Below are 14,539 nucleotides of genomic sequence, written 5' to 3'. Positions count from 1 at the left end.
CTGCTGACCACTATGCGCCGCCACGCCACCACGCTGGCGCTGTTTGCCGCCTTGACCACCGGGTTGACCGCACTGGTCAACGCCCTGACCGAGAAAACCATTTCACAGCAGGTCATTGCGCAACAGCGCACGCTGCTGGACCAGGTGCTGCCTGCCGATCGCTATAACAACGATTTGCTCAGCGAGTGTTATCTGGTCAGCGACCCGTCGCTGGGTTCCTCCTCGCCACACCGCGTGTACATCGCCCGCCGCGACGGCGCGCCGGTCGCCGCCGCGCTGGAAAGCACCGCGCCTGACGGTTATTCCGGCGCGATCCATCTGCTGATTGGCGCGGATTTTCATGGTACCGTGCTGGGCACGCGGGTCACCGAACATCATGAAACGCCTGGACTGGGCGACAAGATCGATATCCGCATTTCCGACTGGATAACGCGTTTTACCGGCCAGGCCATCACCGGTCCGCAGGACAGCCGCTGGGCGGTGAAAAAAGACGGCGGCCAGTTTGATCAGTTTACCGGCGCCACCATCACCCCGCGCGCGGTCGTCAATGCGGTGAAACGCGGCGCCTTGTTTTTACAAACCTTGCCGCCGCGGCTGTCCACCCTGACGCCATGTGGAGATAAACCATGAACCAGACCAAAGAACTGGCTTTGCAGGGATTGTGGAAAAACAACTCGGCACTGGTGCAATTGCTGGGGCTGTGCCCGCTGCTGGCGGTGACCTCCACCGCCACCAATGCGCTCGGGCTGGGGCTCGCCACCACACTGGTGCTGACATGCACCAACATTGCCGTTTCCGCGCTGCGACGCTGGGTGCCGGGCGAAATCCGCATTCCGATTTACGTCTTGCTGATTGCCTCGGTGGTTACCATCGTGCAGATGCTGATCAACGCTTACGCCTACGGTCTGTATCAATCGCTGGGGATTTTTATCCCGCTGATCGTTACCAACTGTATCGTGATTGGGCGCGCGGAAGCCTTCGCATCGAAAAATACGGTGATGCTGTCGGCGCTGGACGGCCTGTTCATGGGGCTGGGCGCCACCAGTGCGCTGTTTGTGCTGGGCGCGATAAGAGAGATCCTCGGCAACGGCACGCTGTTTGACGGCGCCGACCTGCTGCTGGGCAGTTGGGCACGGGTGTTACGGGTCGAAGTGGTGCACATGGACTCACCGTTCCTGCTGATGATTCTGCCGCCCGGCGCCTTTATCGGGCTGGGGATGATGCTGGCGGCCAAATATCTCATCGACGAAAAACGCAAACAGCGCCGTGCCCGTACGGTACGGCTGTCGCCCCTTGGCTCATCTACGCTGACGGAATAACATGAACAAAGAGAAACGGATTGCCATTCTTAGCCGCCTGCGAGACAACAACCCGCATCCAACCACCGAACTGAAATTCAGTTCGCCGTTTGAGCTGCTCATTTCGGTGCTGCTGTCCGCGCAGGCCACCGACGTCAGCGTCAACAAAGCCACGGAAAAGCTCTATCCGGTGGCGAATACGCCGCAGGGGATGCTGGATTTAGGCGTAGACGGCGTGAAGTCCTATATCAAGACCATCGGGCTGTTCAACGGCAAGGCTGAAAACATCATCAAAACCTGCCGCATTCTGCTGGATCAACATCAGGGCCAGGTGCCGGAAGATCGCGCCGCGCTGGAAGCCCTGCCCGGCGTCGGGCGTAAAACCGCCAACGTGGTGCTGAATACCGCCTTTGGCTGGCCCACCATCGCGGTGGATACCCATATCTTTCGCGTCTGTAATCGAACCCACTTTGCACCGGGAAAAACCGTCGAGCAGGTGGAAGAAAAATTACTGAAATACGTCCCGGCGGAATTCAAGGTCGACTGCCACCACTGGTTGATCCTGCACGGCCGTTATACCTGCGTCGCCCGTAAGCCTCGCTGCGGCGCCTGTCTGATAGAAGACTTGTGCGAATATAAGGAAAAGGTCGACATCTGACCGGCGCCTCTTTTATGCCGTAATGCTATTCAATAATGACAAGGGCAGGTTCTCACCTGCCCTTGTTGCATCATGCCGCGGAGTGAAACGGACGCATTACTTCACCGGCAGTGTAACGTCCTTGAACATGGCTTCGATTTCTTCATTGGAACGCAGCGAAATTGCTGTATCCACCACATCCCGCGTCAGGTGCGGCGCAAAGCGATGAATAAAATCGTACATGTAGCTGCGCAGGAACGTGCTGCGACGAAAACCGATTTTGGTGGTGCTATAGCTGAACAGGTTATCGGCGTTGATGGCCACCAAATCCGGATCGCTGGCCGGGTCCACCGCCATGTTGGCGATGACGCCGACGCCCAGACCCAGACGGACGTAGGTTTTGATCACATCGGCATCGGTCGCGGTAAACACGATGCGCGGCGTCAGTCCGGCCCGGTTGAACGCGGTATCCAGCTCGGAGCGGCCGGTAAAACCGAAGGTATAGGTGACGATCGGGTATGCGGCCAGCTCCTCAATGCTGATATCGGTTTTACCCGCCAGCGGATGATCCGGTTTCACTACCACCGCGCGGTTCCAGTGATAGCACGGCAGCATGATCAGGTCTTCATACAAATGCAGCGCTTCGGTGGCGATGGCAAAATCCGCTGAGCCTTTGGCCACGGCTTCGGCAATCTGCATCGGCGAACCTTGATGCATATGCAGCGAAACGCGTGGATAACGCTCGATAAACCCTTTGATCACGTCAGGCAGCGCGTAACGCGCCTGAGTATGCGTGGTGGCGACATACAGCGAGCCTTTGTCAGGATAGGTGTGCTCGCCTGCCACCGCCTTGATGGCATCGACCTTGGACAACACCTCACGGGCGATACGAATGATTTCCTGCCCGGCGGGCGTCACCTGGGTCAAATGTTTTCCGCTGCGTGCAAAGATCTGAATACCCAGTTCATCTTCAAGCATCCGAACCTGTTTACTGATCCCCGGCTGGGAGGTGTACAACCCCTCGGCGGTCGAGGAAACGTTCAGATTGTGATTAACAACTTCAACGATATAACGAAGCTGTTGCAGTTTCATAAGTTATCCCATTCCGTAATATGTCATGCGCGGCGGCATCTGTATTGTTGACGTTATCTGCGTTGACAAGCGGGTGACTGCTCAATACAACGGTATAGATTCTCGCCACTTAAATGCCATTTAAGCATAAAAAAATATTTTATATAACCACTTTCTGTATTACTTAGACAGCACTGCTACTGGAAAACGGGTTTTTATTTCCTTTTTTGTTATCGGCTGCCAGCGGATGATATTCATGGTTCATGGATCAAAAAAGCCAGCCTATACAGGCTGGCTTAACGTAATGTAACCGCAAACCGATGGAAAAAATGCGGTTTTAGTCAATTATCGGCGTAATTAGCGGCTGCTTTCCACCCACTTGCCATCCACATAAAATGCCGACCATCCGGTAGCTTTGCCCTCTTTTTCAGAGGAAACATACTGCTGTTTGGTTTTGCGACTGAACCGTACCAGCGTTTTGTTGCCTTCCGGATCGGTTACCGGCGCCTCGGCCAGATAGCGCAATTTCTCCGGCAAACGATCGCGGAAACGCACCAGCTCTTCCACCAACGGCGCGCGGGTTTCTCGCGATTTCGGGAAGGTGTTGGCCGCCAGGAATACGCCGGCGGCGCCATCGCGCAGCACAAAATAGGCGTCGGATTTCTCGCACGCCAGCTCCGGTAATGGCACCGGATCTTCTTTCGGCGGCGCCACTTCTCCGTTACGCAGAATTTTGCGGGTATTGCCGCAGCTTTCGTTGGTGCAGGCCATATATTTGCCGAAACGCCCCATTTTCAGGTGCATTTCCGAACTGCACTTCTCGCATTCCACCACCGGGCCGTCATAACCCTTGAGGCGGAATTCGCCTTGTTCGATCTCATAACCATCGCAGGACGGGTTATTACCGCACACGTGCAGTTTGCGCTGATTGTCGATCAGGTAGCTGTCCATCGCCGTACCGCATTTCGAGCAGCGGCGACGAGCGCGCAGCGCATTGGTTTCCGCCTCATCGCCTTCCAGCACATTCAACACTTCCGCTTCCGGAATCAGGTTGATGGTGGTTTTGCAGCGCTCTTTGGGTGGCAGCGCGTAACCGGAACAGCCGAGGAACACCCCGGTACTGGCGGTACGGATCCCCATTTTGCGGCCACAGGTCGGGCAATCAATGCTGGTCAGCACCATCTGATTCGGCTTCATGCCGCCTTCGTCCGGCTCTTGCTCGGCGGTTTCCAGTTGTTTGCTGAATTCGGCGAAGAATTCATCCAGCACCGCTTTCCACTCAGCCTGGCTGTTCGCCACCAGATCGAGGCTGTTTTCCATACGGGCGGTAAAATCATAGTTCATCAGCTCGCGGAAGTTATCCTCCAGCCGATCGGTAACGATCTCCCCCATCTTCTCCGCGTAGAAACGACGGTTTTCCACCCGCACATAGCCACGATCCTGAATGGTGGAAATAATGGCGGCATACGTGGAAGGACGGCCGATACCGCGCTTTTCCAGCTCTTTGACCAACGATGCTTCGCTGTAACGCGCCGGCGGTTTGGTAAAGTGCTGGCTTGGCAGCAGTTTTTCCAGCGACAGGGATTGCCCCACGTCAATGGCCGGCAACGTACGATCTTCGTCGCCTTTGCGCAGCGCCGGCATCACTTTGGTCCAGCCGTCGAAACGCAGGGTACGCCCTTTGGCGCGCAGCTGATAATCGCCGGCGCTAACCACCAGTGTGGTGGAATCATACTGGGCCGGCATCATCTGGCAGGCCACAAACTGCCGCCAAATCAGCTGATACAGCTTCTGCGCATCCGCTTCCATGTCTTTGAGTTGATCGGCCAGCACTTTCACATCGGAAGGGCGAATGGCTTCGTGCGCTTCCTGCGAGTTTTCCTTGCTGGTGTAGAGGTTGGGCGCTTCCGGCAGATAGCGTTTGCCGAATTCATCCTGGATATAGTCGCGCGCCATCGCCAGCGCATCCTGACTCAGGTTGGTGGAATCGGTACGCATGTAAGTAATGTGGCCGGCTTCATACAACCGCTGCGCCATCATCATGGTCTTTTTCACGCCGAAGCCCAGACGGGTACTGGCGGCCTGTTGCAGAGTAGAGGTAATGAACGGCGCGCCCGGCTTGCTGCTGGTCGGCTTATCTTCACGCTCGGCTACCACATAGCTGGCTTTTTCCAGCAGGCTGACCGCCGCTTGCGTTTGCGCCTGATTAACCGGCCGGAATGGTTTGCCGTTGTGATGCGTTACCTGCATCTGCAGCGCAATGTCCGGGTTCGCCAACAAATCGGCATGCAATTCCCAGAATTCTTCCGGCACAAACGCTTTGATTTCTCGCTCGCGTTCCACCACCAGACGTACCGCCACCGACTGCACGCGCCCGGCGGACAGCCCGCGGGCAATTTTTTTCCACAACAGCGGCGACACCATGTAACCCACCACGCGATCCATAAAACGGCGCGCCTGTTGGGCGTTGACACGGTTGATATTCAGCTCGCCCGGATTCTCGAACGCCTGACGAATGGCGTTTTTGGTGATCTCGTTGAACACCACGCGGCTGAACCGCTTGTCGTCACCGCCGATGATTTCCCGCAGGTGCCAGGCAATGGCTTCCCCTTCGCGGTCAAGGTCGGTTGCGAGATAGACGTGATCGGCGTTCTGCGCCAGCGTTTTCAGTTCAGATACGACTTTTTCCTTGCCGGGCAGGATCTCATAATTGGCCTGCCAGCCGCGATAGGGATCCACCCCCATACGGTTGACCAGCGCGGTTTTTTCATCTTTTTTCTTGACCGCTTTTTTGGCTTTCTCCCCGTTGGCCTCAGCGCTTTTCTTGCTCGCCGAACCGGAGCCGCTGGTCGGTAAGTCGCGTACATGCCCCACGCTGGATTTCACCACGAAATCATTGCCAAGGTACTTATTAATCGTTTTGGCTTTTGCCGGGGACTCGACGATAACGAGAGCTTTACCCATAATATATTGTTACCTACTGAATTCTTTGAAAAAAGAAGAAATTTTCTCAGTTATTCGCTCTGGCTTTCCAGCCGGCGTAGCCTGAACCATCATGGTTGCGGGAAAATCGTTCTGTTGGTGCGTCGACGGCGCGCCGCACGCACTCACCGCGCAGCAACCCTATGATCATTCAGGATTATTCGTTTACTGCACCGCCCTCTGCGGTAACCGGTTCCGTCCCGGCGCAAAGCAATTATTCCGCTTGACGATGCAAAATCCCACACTCTACCTGATAAATAACACCACGCAACCTAATTAGCATGTAAAACCCGTTTTCGCCAATCGTTACTCTCGTATTTATCGGCAAACAGGCGACTAAGAATCAGTCAGTTTGCGATAAATTCCGTTCAGGCGATACAATAGCGTCAGCAAAACAAGGGTTATTTGCAGGAGAGAAATCCCATGTCTGGTTTGACACACATAAATGAAGAAAAAACGCCGATTGGCCGTGAAGCCTTGCTGCTGGAAGCCAATGCACTGATTAAAAACCACGAAGATTACCTGCACGGCATGCAGGCCGATGCGGTTGACCAAAAGAACGGCGTGCTGGTGTTCCGTGGCGAGTACTTTCTCGACGATGATGGATTACCGACGCACAAGACCACGGCGGTGTTCAATATGTTCAAACACCTGGCACATGTTTTGTCGGAAAAATATCAGTTAATCGATTAACACCCGAATCGCGCCGGGCGCTGCCTGCTGATGTGGGCAGTACCCGGTGTTTTCCCCGATGTATACCGCAGGGATCACCGCGTGATTCCGTCATTGTGCTGCTCCGATCATTCTGATTCGTTGAGCGCTCTGCCCCACACAGGCGTTTATTCTATATACATCCAAAGATGAGGTTGATACCGGGCAGCTCGCATTATGTTTGAATGGACATCGCCATCAACACAGACACAGCATTATTTAAAATAAGCAGCAAAATTATTTTTTAAAAAATATATCACCATTAATTTTAAAAAATATAACTTTAAATGAACTGATTTCAAAAAACAAATTCAAAACAATTAAAAACAAATTTTTCAATTTATTTACAAACCAAAGGTCGTTATTTATACTCGCCACCGATGCCACACAGGCATTAATTAAAAATCACTTACGGAGAGTGTTATGAAAAAGCAATTCGGATTGCCTTTGTTATTGTCACTCGCAGCAATTTTTAGCCATGCCGGCTATTCGCAAACCATCAATAATACCGATGAAGCAGGTCCGCCGATCGAATTAGGTCTGACGGCGTTTGATTCACTGGAAAGCAACAGCCCACTGTCTGCAGCCAGAGACACATCCCGCGCCTCCACCTCCGGCGCCTTGCGGGCCCCCGCTCCGGCGCTGTCTCGGGTTACCGTGTATGCGGTTGGTTCATCAAACTGCGGCTGGGAATATATGACGTCTGTCGGCCAGCTCTCAACGACCTGTGACCACGGCGGCGCCCAGCTCAGAGTAGCGGTGCAGGAAATTGGTTACGGCAACAACCCCGTTGCCTGGATGAATGGCGGTATATTGCCCCGTTCGGCCAATTATCAAACTGACGGTATTTGTATTGTCGGGAATCAGTACACCTTCCCTTGCCCGGCTGGATATACTGTTGTTGGCTGGATGTACTATTACAATTTGGACGGGACTGATAACGGCCAGTTCAAATTCCAGGACACCTCCACCAACGCGCCGAGAAATACATTGTTCACACAGACCTATATTAAATAATTCGTCATCTGAACGGTCCATTCGGGCCGTTCTATCTAAATAAAACATCCCGCACTGACCACATACCGCGACTCAAAAAAGAAACCTAGCCTGGCATTACTATAAATACAGCACGCGATTATCAGAAATTAAAAAATAAAAATCCATAGCCCGCAGTCATGCATGACTATGGATAGAAATAACGGCAAAAATAATATGGTTAATGACGGAATTGCTCGGTGCGCTTATCCCCCCGCTTACGCGCGAACGTCAGACGCTATGGTCTGCCCTTGCAAGCGGCGTAACGCATCGATCGTACGCTGCAGACCATCCGCGCTTTGGCTATCGTTACGCGACAACGCAACGGCCATGTTCTGCTGCAAGTTATTAAACACATTCATCGGCTGCTCTGAATAAGCCAGAGCGGAGGTTCCCATTACCCCAGCGTTAGACAGTTCGGTAGAGCCCATCATGCCAACCAGGGGTGTCGTTTGATCAAGATCCAGTTGACCGCTGCGAATCAGACGATTGACGGATTCATGCAAGGCGGTGGGCGTCATTCGGGTAAAGTCATAGGTATCGGCCTGCGCAGACGAAGCCGTGACCGGCTGACTGGTCGGGGACGACGCGTTAATATTCGCGGCCAGCAGCGCGGCGAATGCCGACGTCTCTTCCGTGCGGCGAGTAGCGTTATCTGCCTGAGAACGCTGATTGACCAACAGGTTGTATTCTTCAGAATCAATTTTCATCGCATATCCTTACGTCTGTCATAGAAAGCAAAGCTCGCCTGTCCTGTGGACAATGCTTTGCTGACACGTAGATTGTCGGTTAAGTAGCTATTGTCTATGAGAAATCAAAATCAGAATCAATAAATAAACATAAACAATCATACTTATTTCACCTGATTGCAATGATGAAAATTTATCCAATTCCTGTTAATGTAAAAATATTAAATAAAATCAGTTATTTAAAATAAATGCTAGTTATTCGCGTAAAATAAACCGCTAAGAATAATTAATAATGATAATGAATTGGCGGAACGGTAGTCATGGATAGATCGGTGGCGCTCAACAATAAAATTCAGCGTCTGGAGATACGAGGAGTCGCGATTAAACCGCCGGGAACCGGTTTACCCACCTGTCCGGCCGGTAACAGTGCGCGGATGGCATTGTTCAACAGGCTACGGCACGGACAGGCAGGCAACTACGTTGACTTAATTACAGTTGAGGTAATCACAGTTGAGGGTTATTGCCTCGCTGCCACCAACGCAGCATCAGGCGCTCCAGCGCATCGCCGGTGCTGCCGGTCAGGCGATCCAGCAGGCGTTTACGGCGGGTATAGCGCACCGCCAGCACTTCGTGGTTTTCCATCTCCTCAATCAGCAGATCATCGCTGGTGCCGATAGCATCCACCAATCCCATCGCTTTGGCCTGCGTGCCGAACCAGTGCTCGCCGGTGGCAACCGACTCAATATCCAGCGACGGGCGCATCTCGCTGACAAACTGTTTGAACAACAGATGTGTTTCATTCAATTCCTCGCGAAACTTCTCCCGACCTTCTTCGGTATTTTCGCCGAACAGCGTCAGGGTACGTTTGTACTGACCGGCTGTATGTAATTCCACATCGATATCTTTGCTTTTCAGCAGCCGGTTGAAGTTGGGGATCTGCGCCACCACGCCAATCGACCCGACAATGGCGAACGGCGCCGCCACAATGCGATCCGCCACACACGCCATCATATAGCCGCCGCTGGCCGCCACCTTATCTACCGCCACCGTCAGGCGGATACCGCGCTGGCGAAAACGCTGGAGCTGGGAAGCCGCCAGCCCGTAGCCATGCACCACACCGCCGGGGCTTTCCAACCGCAGCAGCACTTCATCTTCCGGCCGGGCCACCGCCAGCACCGCGGACACCTCTTCACGCAGCGAACTTACCTCGCCGGCATCCATGCTGCCGTTAAAATCGAGCACATACAAACATGGACGAGCGGATTTATCTTCCCCCCGTTTGGCGCGTTTTTTCTCCTGCCTGGCGGTTTCCTTTTCTTCTTTCTTCTGCTTTTTCTCCAGCAGGCTGCGCGCGGTATCGCTCATGGCGGCGGACTGCATCTCTTGCCGCATTTCACTGTATTGTTCGCCCAGATTAATCACCTGCAGTTCGCCCTTACGATGGCGCTTACGCTGCGTCATACCGACTGTCAGCACCACCAATGCGCCGATGGCGACGACAAGGGTGACGACTTTTGCCAGGAATAAACCATACTGAGAAAGTAATTCCACAAATACCGCCTTCATTGACCAATGTGATATATGACGTTGATTCTTCAACAACCATTACGGTTCCAGCGCGGCGCGCCGAGCTTCTAACCTAACGTATGACGGACGCGATGGCGATGATCTTCATACATAAATTGTACTTTCCGCTGCTTTTTGCCGCACAAACTGTGAGAAAGCCGGACCTTCTGATTGAAAACACCTATTGTTTCAGGCATAAAACACCCATCATGGCTTTTTTCGGAAACACCTCATCACTCTCGGGATGATGACAGCCAGAGGACACCGTTTTGCATTACCAACCCAAGCACGACCTGCTGCAACACCGTATCATTCTGGTCACCGGCGCCGGTGACGGCATTGGCCGCGAGGCGGCGCTGACCTACGCGCGCTACGGCGCGAAGCTGGTGTTGCTGGGGCGCACCGAAAGCAAGTTGCAGGAGGTGGAGCAGCAGATACTGCAGGAATGCGGCGTCCACAGTTACCTGATTCCCTGCGATATGCTGACCGCCAGTCACCATGATTTTATCCAGATCGCCGGGCAGATCGGTCAGGCGCTGCCGCGACTGGATGGTGTTTTGCATAATGCCGGTCTGCTGGGCGACGTCGTACCGATGGAAGAACAATCCGCCACCGTCTGGCATCAGGTGATGCAGGTCAACGTTAACGCGACCTTTATGCTGACGCAGGCGCTGTTGCCGTTGTTGCTGAAATCAACCAGCCCGTCGCTGATTTTCACCAGTTCTAGCGTCGGCCGTCAGGGACGCGCCAACTGGGGCGCCTACTCGGTATCCAAATTCGCCACCGAAGGCATGATGCAGGTACTGGCCGAGGAATACCGTAACCGCAATTTACGGGTCAATTGCATCAACCCAGGCGGCACCCGCACGCCAATGCGCGCCGCCGCGTTCCCCGATGAAGATCCGGATAAACTCAAAACCCCGGCCGACATCATGCCGCTTTACCTGTACTTAATGGGAGATGACAGCCGCCGCAAAACCGGCATGAGTTTCGATGCCCAACCCGGCCGCAAGCCCGGCCCGGCCGAGTGATTACACAAAGGATACCGACTCATGAGCGACGATCGTCATCAGCAACGCCAGCAACGGCTGAAGGAAAAAGTAGACGCCCGCATCGCCGCCGCCACTGACGTGCGCGGCACCCTGATCGTGTTTACCGGCAACGGCAAAGGCAAGACCACCGCAGCCTTCGGCACGGTGACCCGGGCGGTGGGCCACGGCCTGAAAGCGGGGGTGATCCAGTTTATCAAAGGCGAATGGCCGAACGGCGAGAAACAGTTGCTGCAACAACACGGGGTGGAATTTCAGGTGATGGCGACCGGCTTTACCTGGGAAACCCAAAATCGCCAGACCGATACCGACGCGGCCAGGCGTGTCTGGCAGCATGGCTTACGTATGCTGGCGGATGACTCGCTTGATTTGGTGGTGCTTGACGAATTGACCTACATGCTCAGCTACGACTATTTGCCGCTGGACGAAGTGCTTGCCGCCCTGCGACAGCGCCCGGCGCACCAGAGCGTGATCGTTACCGGCCGAGGCTGCCATCGCGATGTGCTGGAACTGGCGGATACGGTGACGGAAATGCGGCCGGTGAAGCACGCTTTTGATGCCGGTATTCAGGCCCAGCAAGGTATCGACTGGTGAGGGGCAAATAACAACGGAAGGATGACGCTGCGCCCGCAGGCGCAGCATTAGGCGGCAACGTAGTCGCTCTTAACCGTTGCGTTTTGGCGCGCTACGGCGACCGCTAGCCGGGCGGTTGCTGACGCCTACCTGGCTGTGGCGTTTCACCGCACGGCGGATCTGATTGGCTTTCACCCGGCGCCGCTCGCGCTCCACCGGCAATTTGCTGACCGTTTCCGGCGTCAGTTGCACCAGCTCACGCAGGTAGTTAACGTCGGTCAGTCCCATTTCCATCCAACCGCCGCGCGGCAGCCCTTTCGGCAGTTGAATGTCGCCGTAGCGCACACGAATCAGGCGGCTCACCTGCACGTCGACCGCTTCCCACAAACGACGTACCTCGCGGTTGCGGCCTTCGGTCAGGGTCACGTTGTACCATTGGTTCAACCCTTCGCCCCCCTGATAGCGGATCGAGCGGAACGCCGCCGGACCATCTTCCAGTTGTACGCCTTTGCTCAGTTGGCGGATTTTGTCGTCGCCCACTTCGCCGAACACGCGCACGGCGTATTCACGTTCCACTTCACGACTGGGGTGCATCAGGCGATTCGCCAGCTCGCCGTCAGTCGTAAATAGCAACAGGCCGGAGGTATTCACATCCAGACGCCCTACCGCTACCCAGCGGTATCCCTGAATACGCGGCAGACGATCAAATACCGTTGGTCGCCCTTCCGGGTCGCTGCGGGTACAGAGTTCCCCTTCCGGCTTGTAATACATCAGCACACGGCACACGGATTCTTCGGTTTCGCGCACCGACACCACATGCCCGTCGATACGGATTTTGGTCGCCCGGGTAACCTCGACACGGTCCCCCAGCGTGGCAATCTTGCCGTCGACGCTAATGCGCCCGGCTTCAATCATACTTTCAATTTCGCGGCGTGAACCGTGCCCTGCACGCGCCAGCACTTTCTGTAGCTTTTCGCTCATTGAGCAACCTCTGATGTCGCCTTCACAGGCGTCGGGGGGAATGTCATGATGACCAGAAATCGCGTTAACTCATGAAAAAATAAAGAGTTAACGCATAATTTCGCGATTATACCTTGATTCGTGCCGTTTGTATGCCAAATGTTGACAACGATAAATACGCCCTGGTAAACGCCATCACCGGCGTTTCGGCGTTACAGGAAGGGCATCACATCGCCGGTGCCTTCACGCACCACCACCGGCACGGACTCGGTCAGATCGATCACCGTGGTGGGCTGTTGTCCCAAAAAACCGCCGTGAATAACCAAATCCACCCGCTTGCCCAACTGCTCCTGAATTTCTTCCGGATCGGACTCGGCAAAGTCATTGCCCGGCAGCATCAGCGTGGTCGACATTAGCGGCTCATTCAACGCCGCCAGCAGTTCCAGCGCTATCGGGTTGGACGGTACGCGCATGCCGATGGTTTTGCGTTTCTCATTCATCAGGCGACGCGGCACTTCCTTGGTCGCTTTGAGAATGAAGGTGTAATTGCCGGGAGTATTATTCTTCATCAACCGGAACGCGGCGTTATCCACATAGGCGTAAGAAGACAACTCCGACAGATCGCGGCACATCAGGGTGAAGTTGTGGTTCTGATCCAGATCGCGAATGCGACAGATGCGCTCCATCGCCGCTTTATCTTCCAACATGCACCCGAGTGCGTACCCTGAATCGGTGGGGTAAACAATCACCCCGCCCTTATGCAGGATTTCCACCGTCTGATTGATCAATCTCGGTTGCGGGTTCTGCGGATGAATATAGAAAAACTGACTCATGCTACGTCCTCTGCCTTCTGAAGGCGTCCCTTCCCGCCAGGCGACACCGCCATAACGGGTTGAACGAATGCTGTCGGATACGTACCGAGGCTTAACCGGCCAACGCCGGATGTTGCCAGACCGGCTCAACGCCGGCGGGCAGCCACAGTTTTCGCCCCAGTTCTATCCAGGCGCAGGGCTGATGAAAATCCGAACCCTGCGACCCCAGCAAATGGTAATCCTGCGCATAACGCGCCAAATGTGAACGCTCGTCCGGCGCCTGTTGGCACTGGGCGATCTCCATCGCTTCCCCACCGCACTCGGCAAAGTGTCCGATCAATCGTTTCAGCCACTTGGCGGTCAAATCATAGCGACCGGGATGCGCCAGCACCGCGACTCCGCCCGACTGGCGGATAGCGTCCACGGCTTGCTGTATTGTACACCACTGCGGCGGCACATAACCGGTTTTCCCTTTGGCCAGATACTTTTTAAACACTTGCGCCACCGTTGCGGCTTTCCCCAACTCCACCAGATAACGCGCGAAATGCCCGCGGGTGATCATGCCGCCTTCCGCCAGCCGTGACGCCCCCGCCAGCGCATCCGGAATCAGCGCCTTTTCCAGCCGCTGCGCAATCTGCCCGGCGCGCAGCTCGCGGTACTGCACCTGCTGCTGCAGTAATGACGTCAGCGCCGGATGCCGGCAATCCAGCCCCAGCCCGACGATATGAATCTCATGGTTTTCCCACACGGTGGAAATCTCGACGCCGGAAATCAGCCGCAACGGCAGCGCCTGCCGCTGAATAGCGGCATACGCTTCATCCAGCGCCGCCGTGGTGTCGTGATCGGTGATCGCCAACACGCTGACGCGCATGCTTACCGCGCGCTGCACCAGTTCGGTTGGCGTCAGCAAACCGTCGGAAGCCGTGGTGTGGCTGTGCAGGTCATACAGGGGAAACGTCGGTGATACCGGCAACTCGTCAGGCACGTCAGGAGTCTCTCTGTTCAGGAAATTTCAGGCGGCATGATGCCACCAACCTGGTCAAAAAGGAAAAAAGATCGGTTGGTCCGAGTCGGGTTGCCGGCCGGACATCCATAGCCGGACATGCCCCCGAAAAAATCGTATGAAATGTTATTGACTTCCCCGCCACGTTCCAGT

General features: G+C 55.0%; 14 protein-coding genes. 7 read left to right on the top strand and 7 right to left on the bottom strand.

Translation table 11 applies throughout. From position 1 onward, the window contains the following. From rsxG to nth, 3 genes are read left to right on the top strand one after another with little or no spacing between them, the layout of a single operon-like run. Complete coding sequence (rsxG, locus tag DDA898_RS10785; protein WP_038902663.1) at positions 1-630, top strand: electron transport complex subunit RsxG; 630 nt, start codon at positions 1-3, stop codon at positions 628-630. After that, the gene (locus tag DDA898_RS10780; RefSeq protein ID WP_013317900.1) at positions 627-1,319 is read left to right on the top strand and encodes an electron transport complex subunit E; all 693 of its coding nucleotides are present in this window, start codon (positions 627-629) and stop codon (positions 1,317-1,319) included. Before rsxG ends, DDA898_RS10780 begins: the two co-directional genes overlap by 4 nt. A 1-nt stretch (position 1,320) precedes the next feature. After that, a complete protein-coding gene (gene nth, locus DDA898_RS10775) occupies positions 1,321-1,956 on the top strand; it encodes an endonuclease III (protein WP_013317899.1) in 636 nt (211 codons plus the stop codon). Between the two features lie 96 nt (positions 1,957-2,052). Here the strand turns inward: nth and cysB are convergent, their stop codons facing one another. Together cysB and topA are read right to left on the bottom strand one after the other, a co-directional pair. Continuing rightward, the gene (gene cysB, locus DDA898_RS10770) at positions 2,053-3,027 is read right to left on the bottom strand and encodes an HTH-type transcriptional regulator CysB (protein ID WP_013317898.1); all 975 of its coding nucleotides are present in this window, start codon (positions 3,025-3,027) and stop codon (positions 2,053-2,055) included. Between the two features lie 336 nt (positions 3,028-3,363). Continuing rightward, positions 3,364-5,970: a type I DNA topoisomerase gene (topA, locus tag DDA898_RS10765; protein WP_038911200.1), complete on the bottom strand. Its 2,607-nt coding sequence runs from the start codon at positions 5,968-5,970 to the stop codon at positions 3,364-3,366. Between the two features lie 441 nt (positions 5,971-6,411). Between topA and DDA898_RS10760 the strand changes: the two genes are divergently transcribed. Both DDA898_RS10760 and DDA898_RS10755 read left to right on the top strand, forming a co-directional pair. Next, positions 6,412-6,681, top strand: coding sequence for a YciN family protein (locus DDA898_RS10760; protein WP_038901182.1), 270 nt, complete (start codon positions 6,412-6,414; stop codon positions 6,679-6,681). A 441-nt stretch (positions 6,682-7,122) separates the two neighbouring features. Continuing rightward, on the top strand, positions 7,123-7,716 hold the full coding sequence (locus tag DDA898_RS10755) for a YolA family protein (protein ID WP_038901181.1): 594 nt from the start codon (positions 7,123-7,125) through the stop codon (positions 7,714-7,716). 236 nt (positions 7,717-7,952) lie between these two features. Here DDA898_RS10755 and DDA898_RS10750 read toward each other — a convergent pair whose 3' ends face one another. After that, entirely contained in the window at positions 7,953-8,444 is a 492-nt protein-coding gene (locus DDA898_RS10750; protein WP_038911199.1) for a hypothetical protein, read from the bottom strand. Positions 8,445-8,927: 483 nt separating this feature from the next. Continuing rightward, positions 8,928-9,974, bottom strand: coding sequence for a protease SohB (gene sohB, locus DDA898_RS10745; RefSeq protein ID WP_038912536.1), 1,047 nt, complete (start codon positions 9,972-9,974; stop codon positions 8,928-8,930). A gap of 284 nt (positions 9,975-10,258) precedes the next feature. Between sohB and DDA898_RS10740 the strand changes: the two genes are divergently transcribed. Further along, entirely contained in the window at positions 10,259-11,020 is a 762-nt protein-coding gene (locus DDA898_RS10740; protein ID WP_038911198.1) for a YciK family oxidoreductase, read from the top strand. A 21-nt stretch (positions 11,021-11,041) separates the two neighbouring features. Then, entirely contained in the window at positions 11,042-11,632 is a 591-nt protein-coding gene (gene cobO, locus DDA898_RS10735) for a cob(I)yrinic acid a,c-diamide adenosyltransferase (RefSeq protein WP_013317891.1), read from the top strand. Positions 11,633-11,701: 69 nt separating this feature from the next. On the opposite strand, the gene rluB is transcribed toward cobO, so the two are convergent. From rluB to rnm, 3 genes are all read right to left on the bottom strand, one after another. Continuing rightward, positions 11,702-12,592 carry a 23S rRNA pseudouridine(2605) synthase RluB gene (gene rluB, locus DDA898_RS10730; RefSeq protein ID WP_013317890.1) on the bottom strand — a complete coding sequence of 297 codons (891 nt, stop codon included), beginning with the start codon at positions 12,590-12,592 and terminating at the stop codon, positions 11,702-11,704. Positions 12,593-12,783: 191 nt separating this feature from the next. Continuing rightward, the gene (locus DDA898_RS10725; protein WP_038911197.1) at positions 12,784-13,404 is read right to left on the bottom strand and encodes an L-threonylcarbamoyladenylate synthase; all 621 of its coding nucleotides are present in this window, start codon (positions 13,402-13,404) and stop codon (positions 12,784-12,786) included. Between the two features lie 91 nt (positions 13,405-13,495). Next, complete coding sequence (gene rnm, locus DDA898_RS10720) at positions 13,496-14,368, bottom strand: RNase RNM (RefSeq protein ID WP_033111846.1); 873 nt, start codon at positions 14,366-14,368, stop codon at positions 13,496-13,498. Between the last annotated feature and the right edge of the window lie 171 nt (positions 14,369-14,539).

The organism is Dickeya dadantii NCPPB 898 (assembly GCF_000406145.1).
GTDB lineage: Bacteria > Pseudomonadota > Gammaproteobacteria > Enterobacterales > Enterobacteriaceae > Dickeya > Dickeya dadantii.
The sequence above is the reverse complement of the archived record's forward strand: the minus strand, read 5'-3'. Positions and strand labels throughout refer to the sequence as shown.

What these genes read in the sequence shown, in the direction of transcription:
- DDA898_RS10780 (WP_013317900.1), top strand. Translation starts at nt 627, where the DNA reads ATGAACCAGACCAAAGAACTGGCTTTGCAGGGATTGTGGAAAAACAAC.
- nth (WP_013317899.1), top strand. Translation starts at nt 1,321, where the DNA reads ATGAACAAAGAGAAACGGATTGCCATTCTTAGCCGCCTGCGAGACAAC.
- cysB (WP_013317898.1), bottom strand. Translation starts at nt 3,027, where the DNA reads ATGAAACTGCAACAGCTTCGTTATATCGTTGAAGTTGTTAATCACAAT.
- topA (WP_038911200.1), bottom strand. Translation starts at nt 5,970, where the DNA reads ATGGGTAAAGCTCTCGTTATCGTCGAGTCCCCGGCAAAAGCCAAAACG.
- DDA898_RS10760 (WP_038901182.1), top strand. Translation starts at nt 6,412, where the DNA reads ATGTCTGGTTTGACACACATAAATGAAGAAAAAACGCCGATTGGCCGT.
- DDA898_RS10755 (WP_038901181.1), top strand. Translation starts at nt 7,123, where the DNA reads ATGAAAAAGCAATTCGGATTGCCTTTGTTATTGTCACTCGCAGCAATT.
- DDA898_RS10750 (WP_038911199.1), bottom strand. Translation starts at nt 8,444, where the DNA reads ATGAAAATTGATTCTGAAGAATACAACCTGTTGGTCAATCAGCGTTCT.
- cobO (WP_013317891.1), top strand. Translation starts at nt 11,042, where the DNA reads ATGAGCGACGATCGTCATCAGCAACGCCAGCAACGGCTGAAGGAAAAA.
- rluB (WP_013317890.1), bottom strand. Translation starts at nt 12,592, where the DNA reads ATGAGCGAAAAGCTACAGAAAGTGCTGGCGCGTGCAGGGCACGGTTCA.
- DDA898_RS10725 (WP_038911197.1), bottom strand. Translation starts at nt 13,404, where the DNA reads ATGAGTCAGTTTTTCTATATTCATCCGCAGAACCCGCAACCGAGATTG.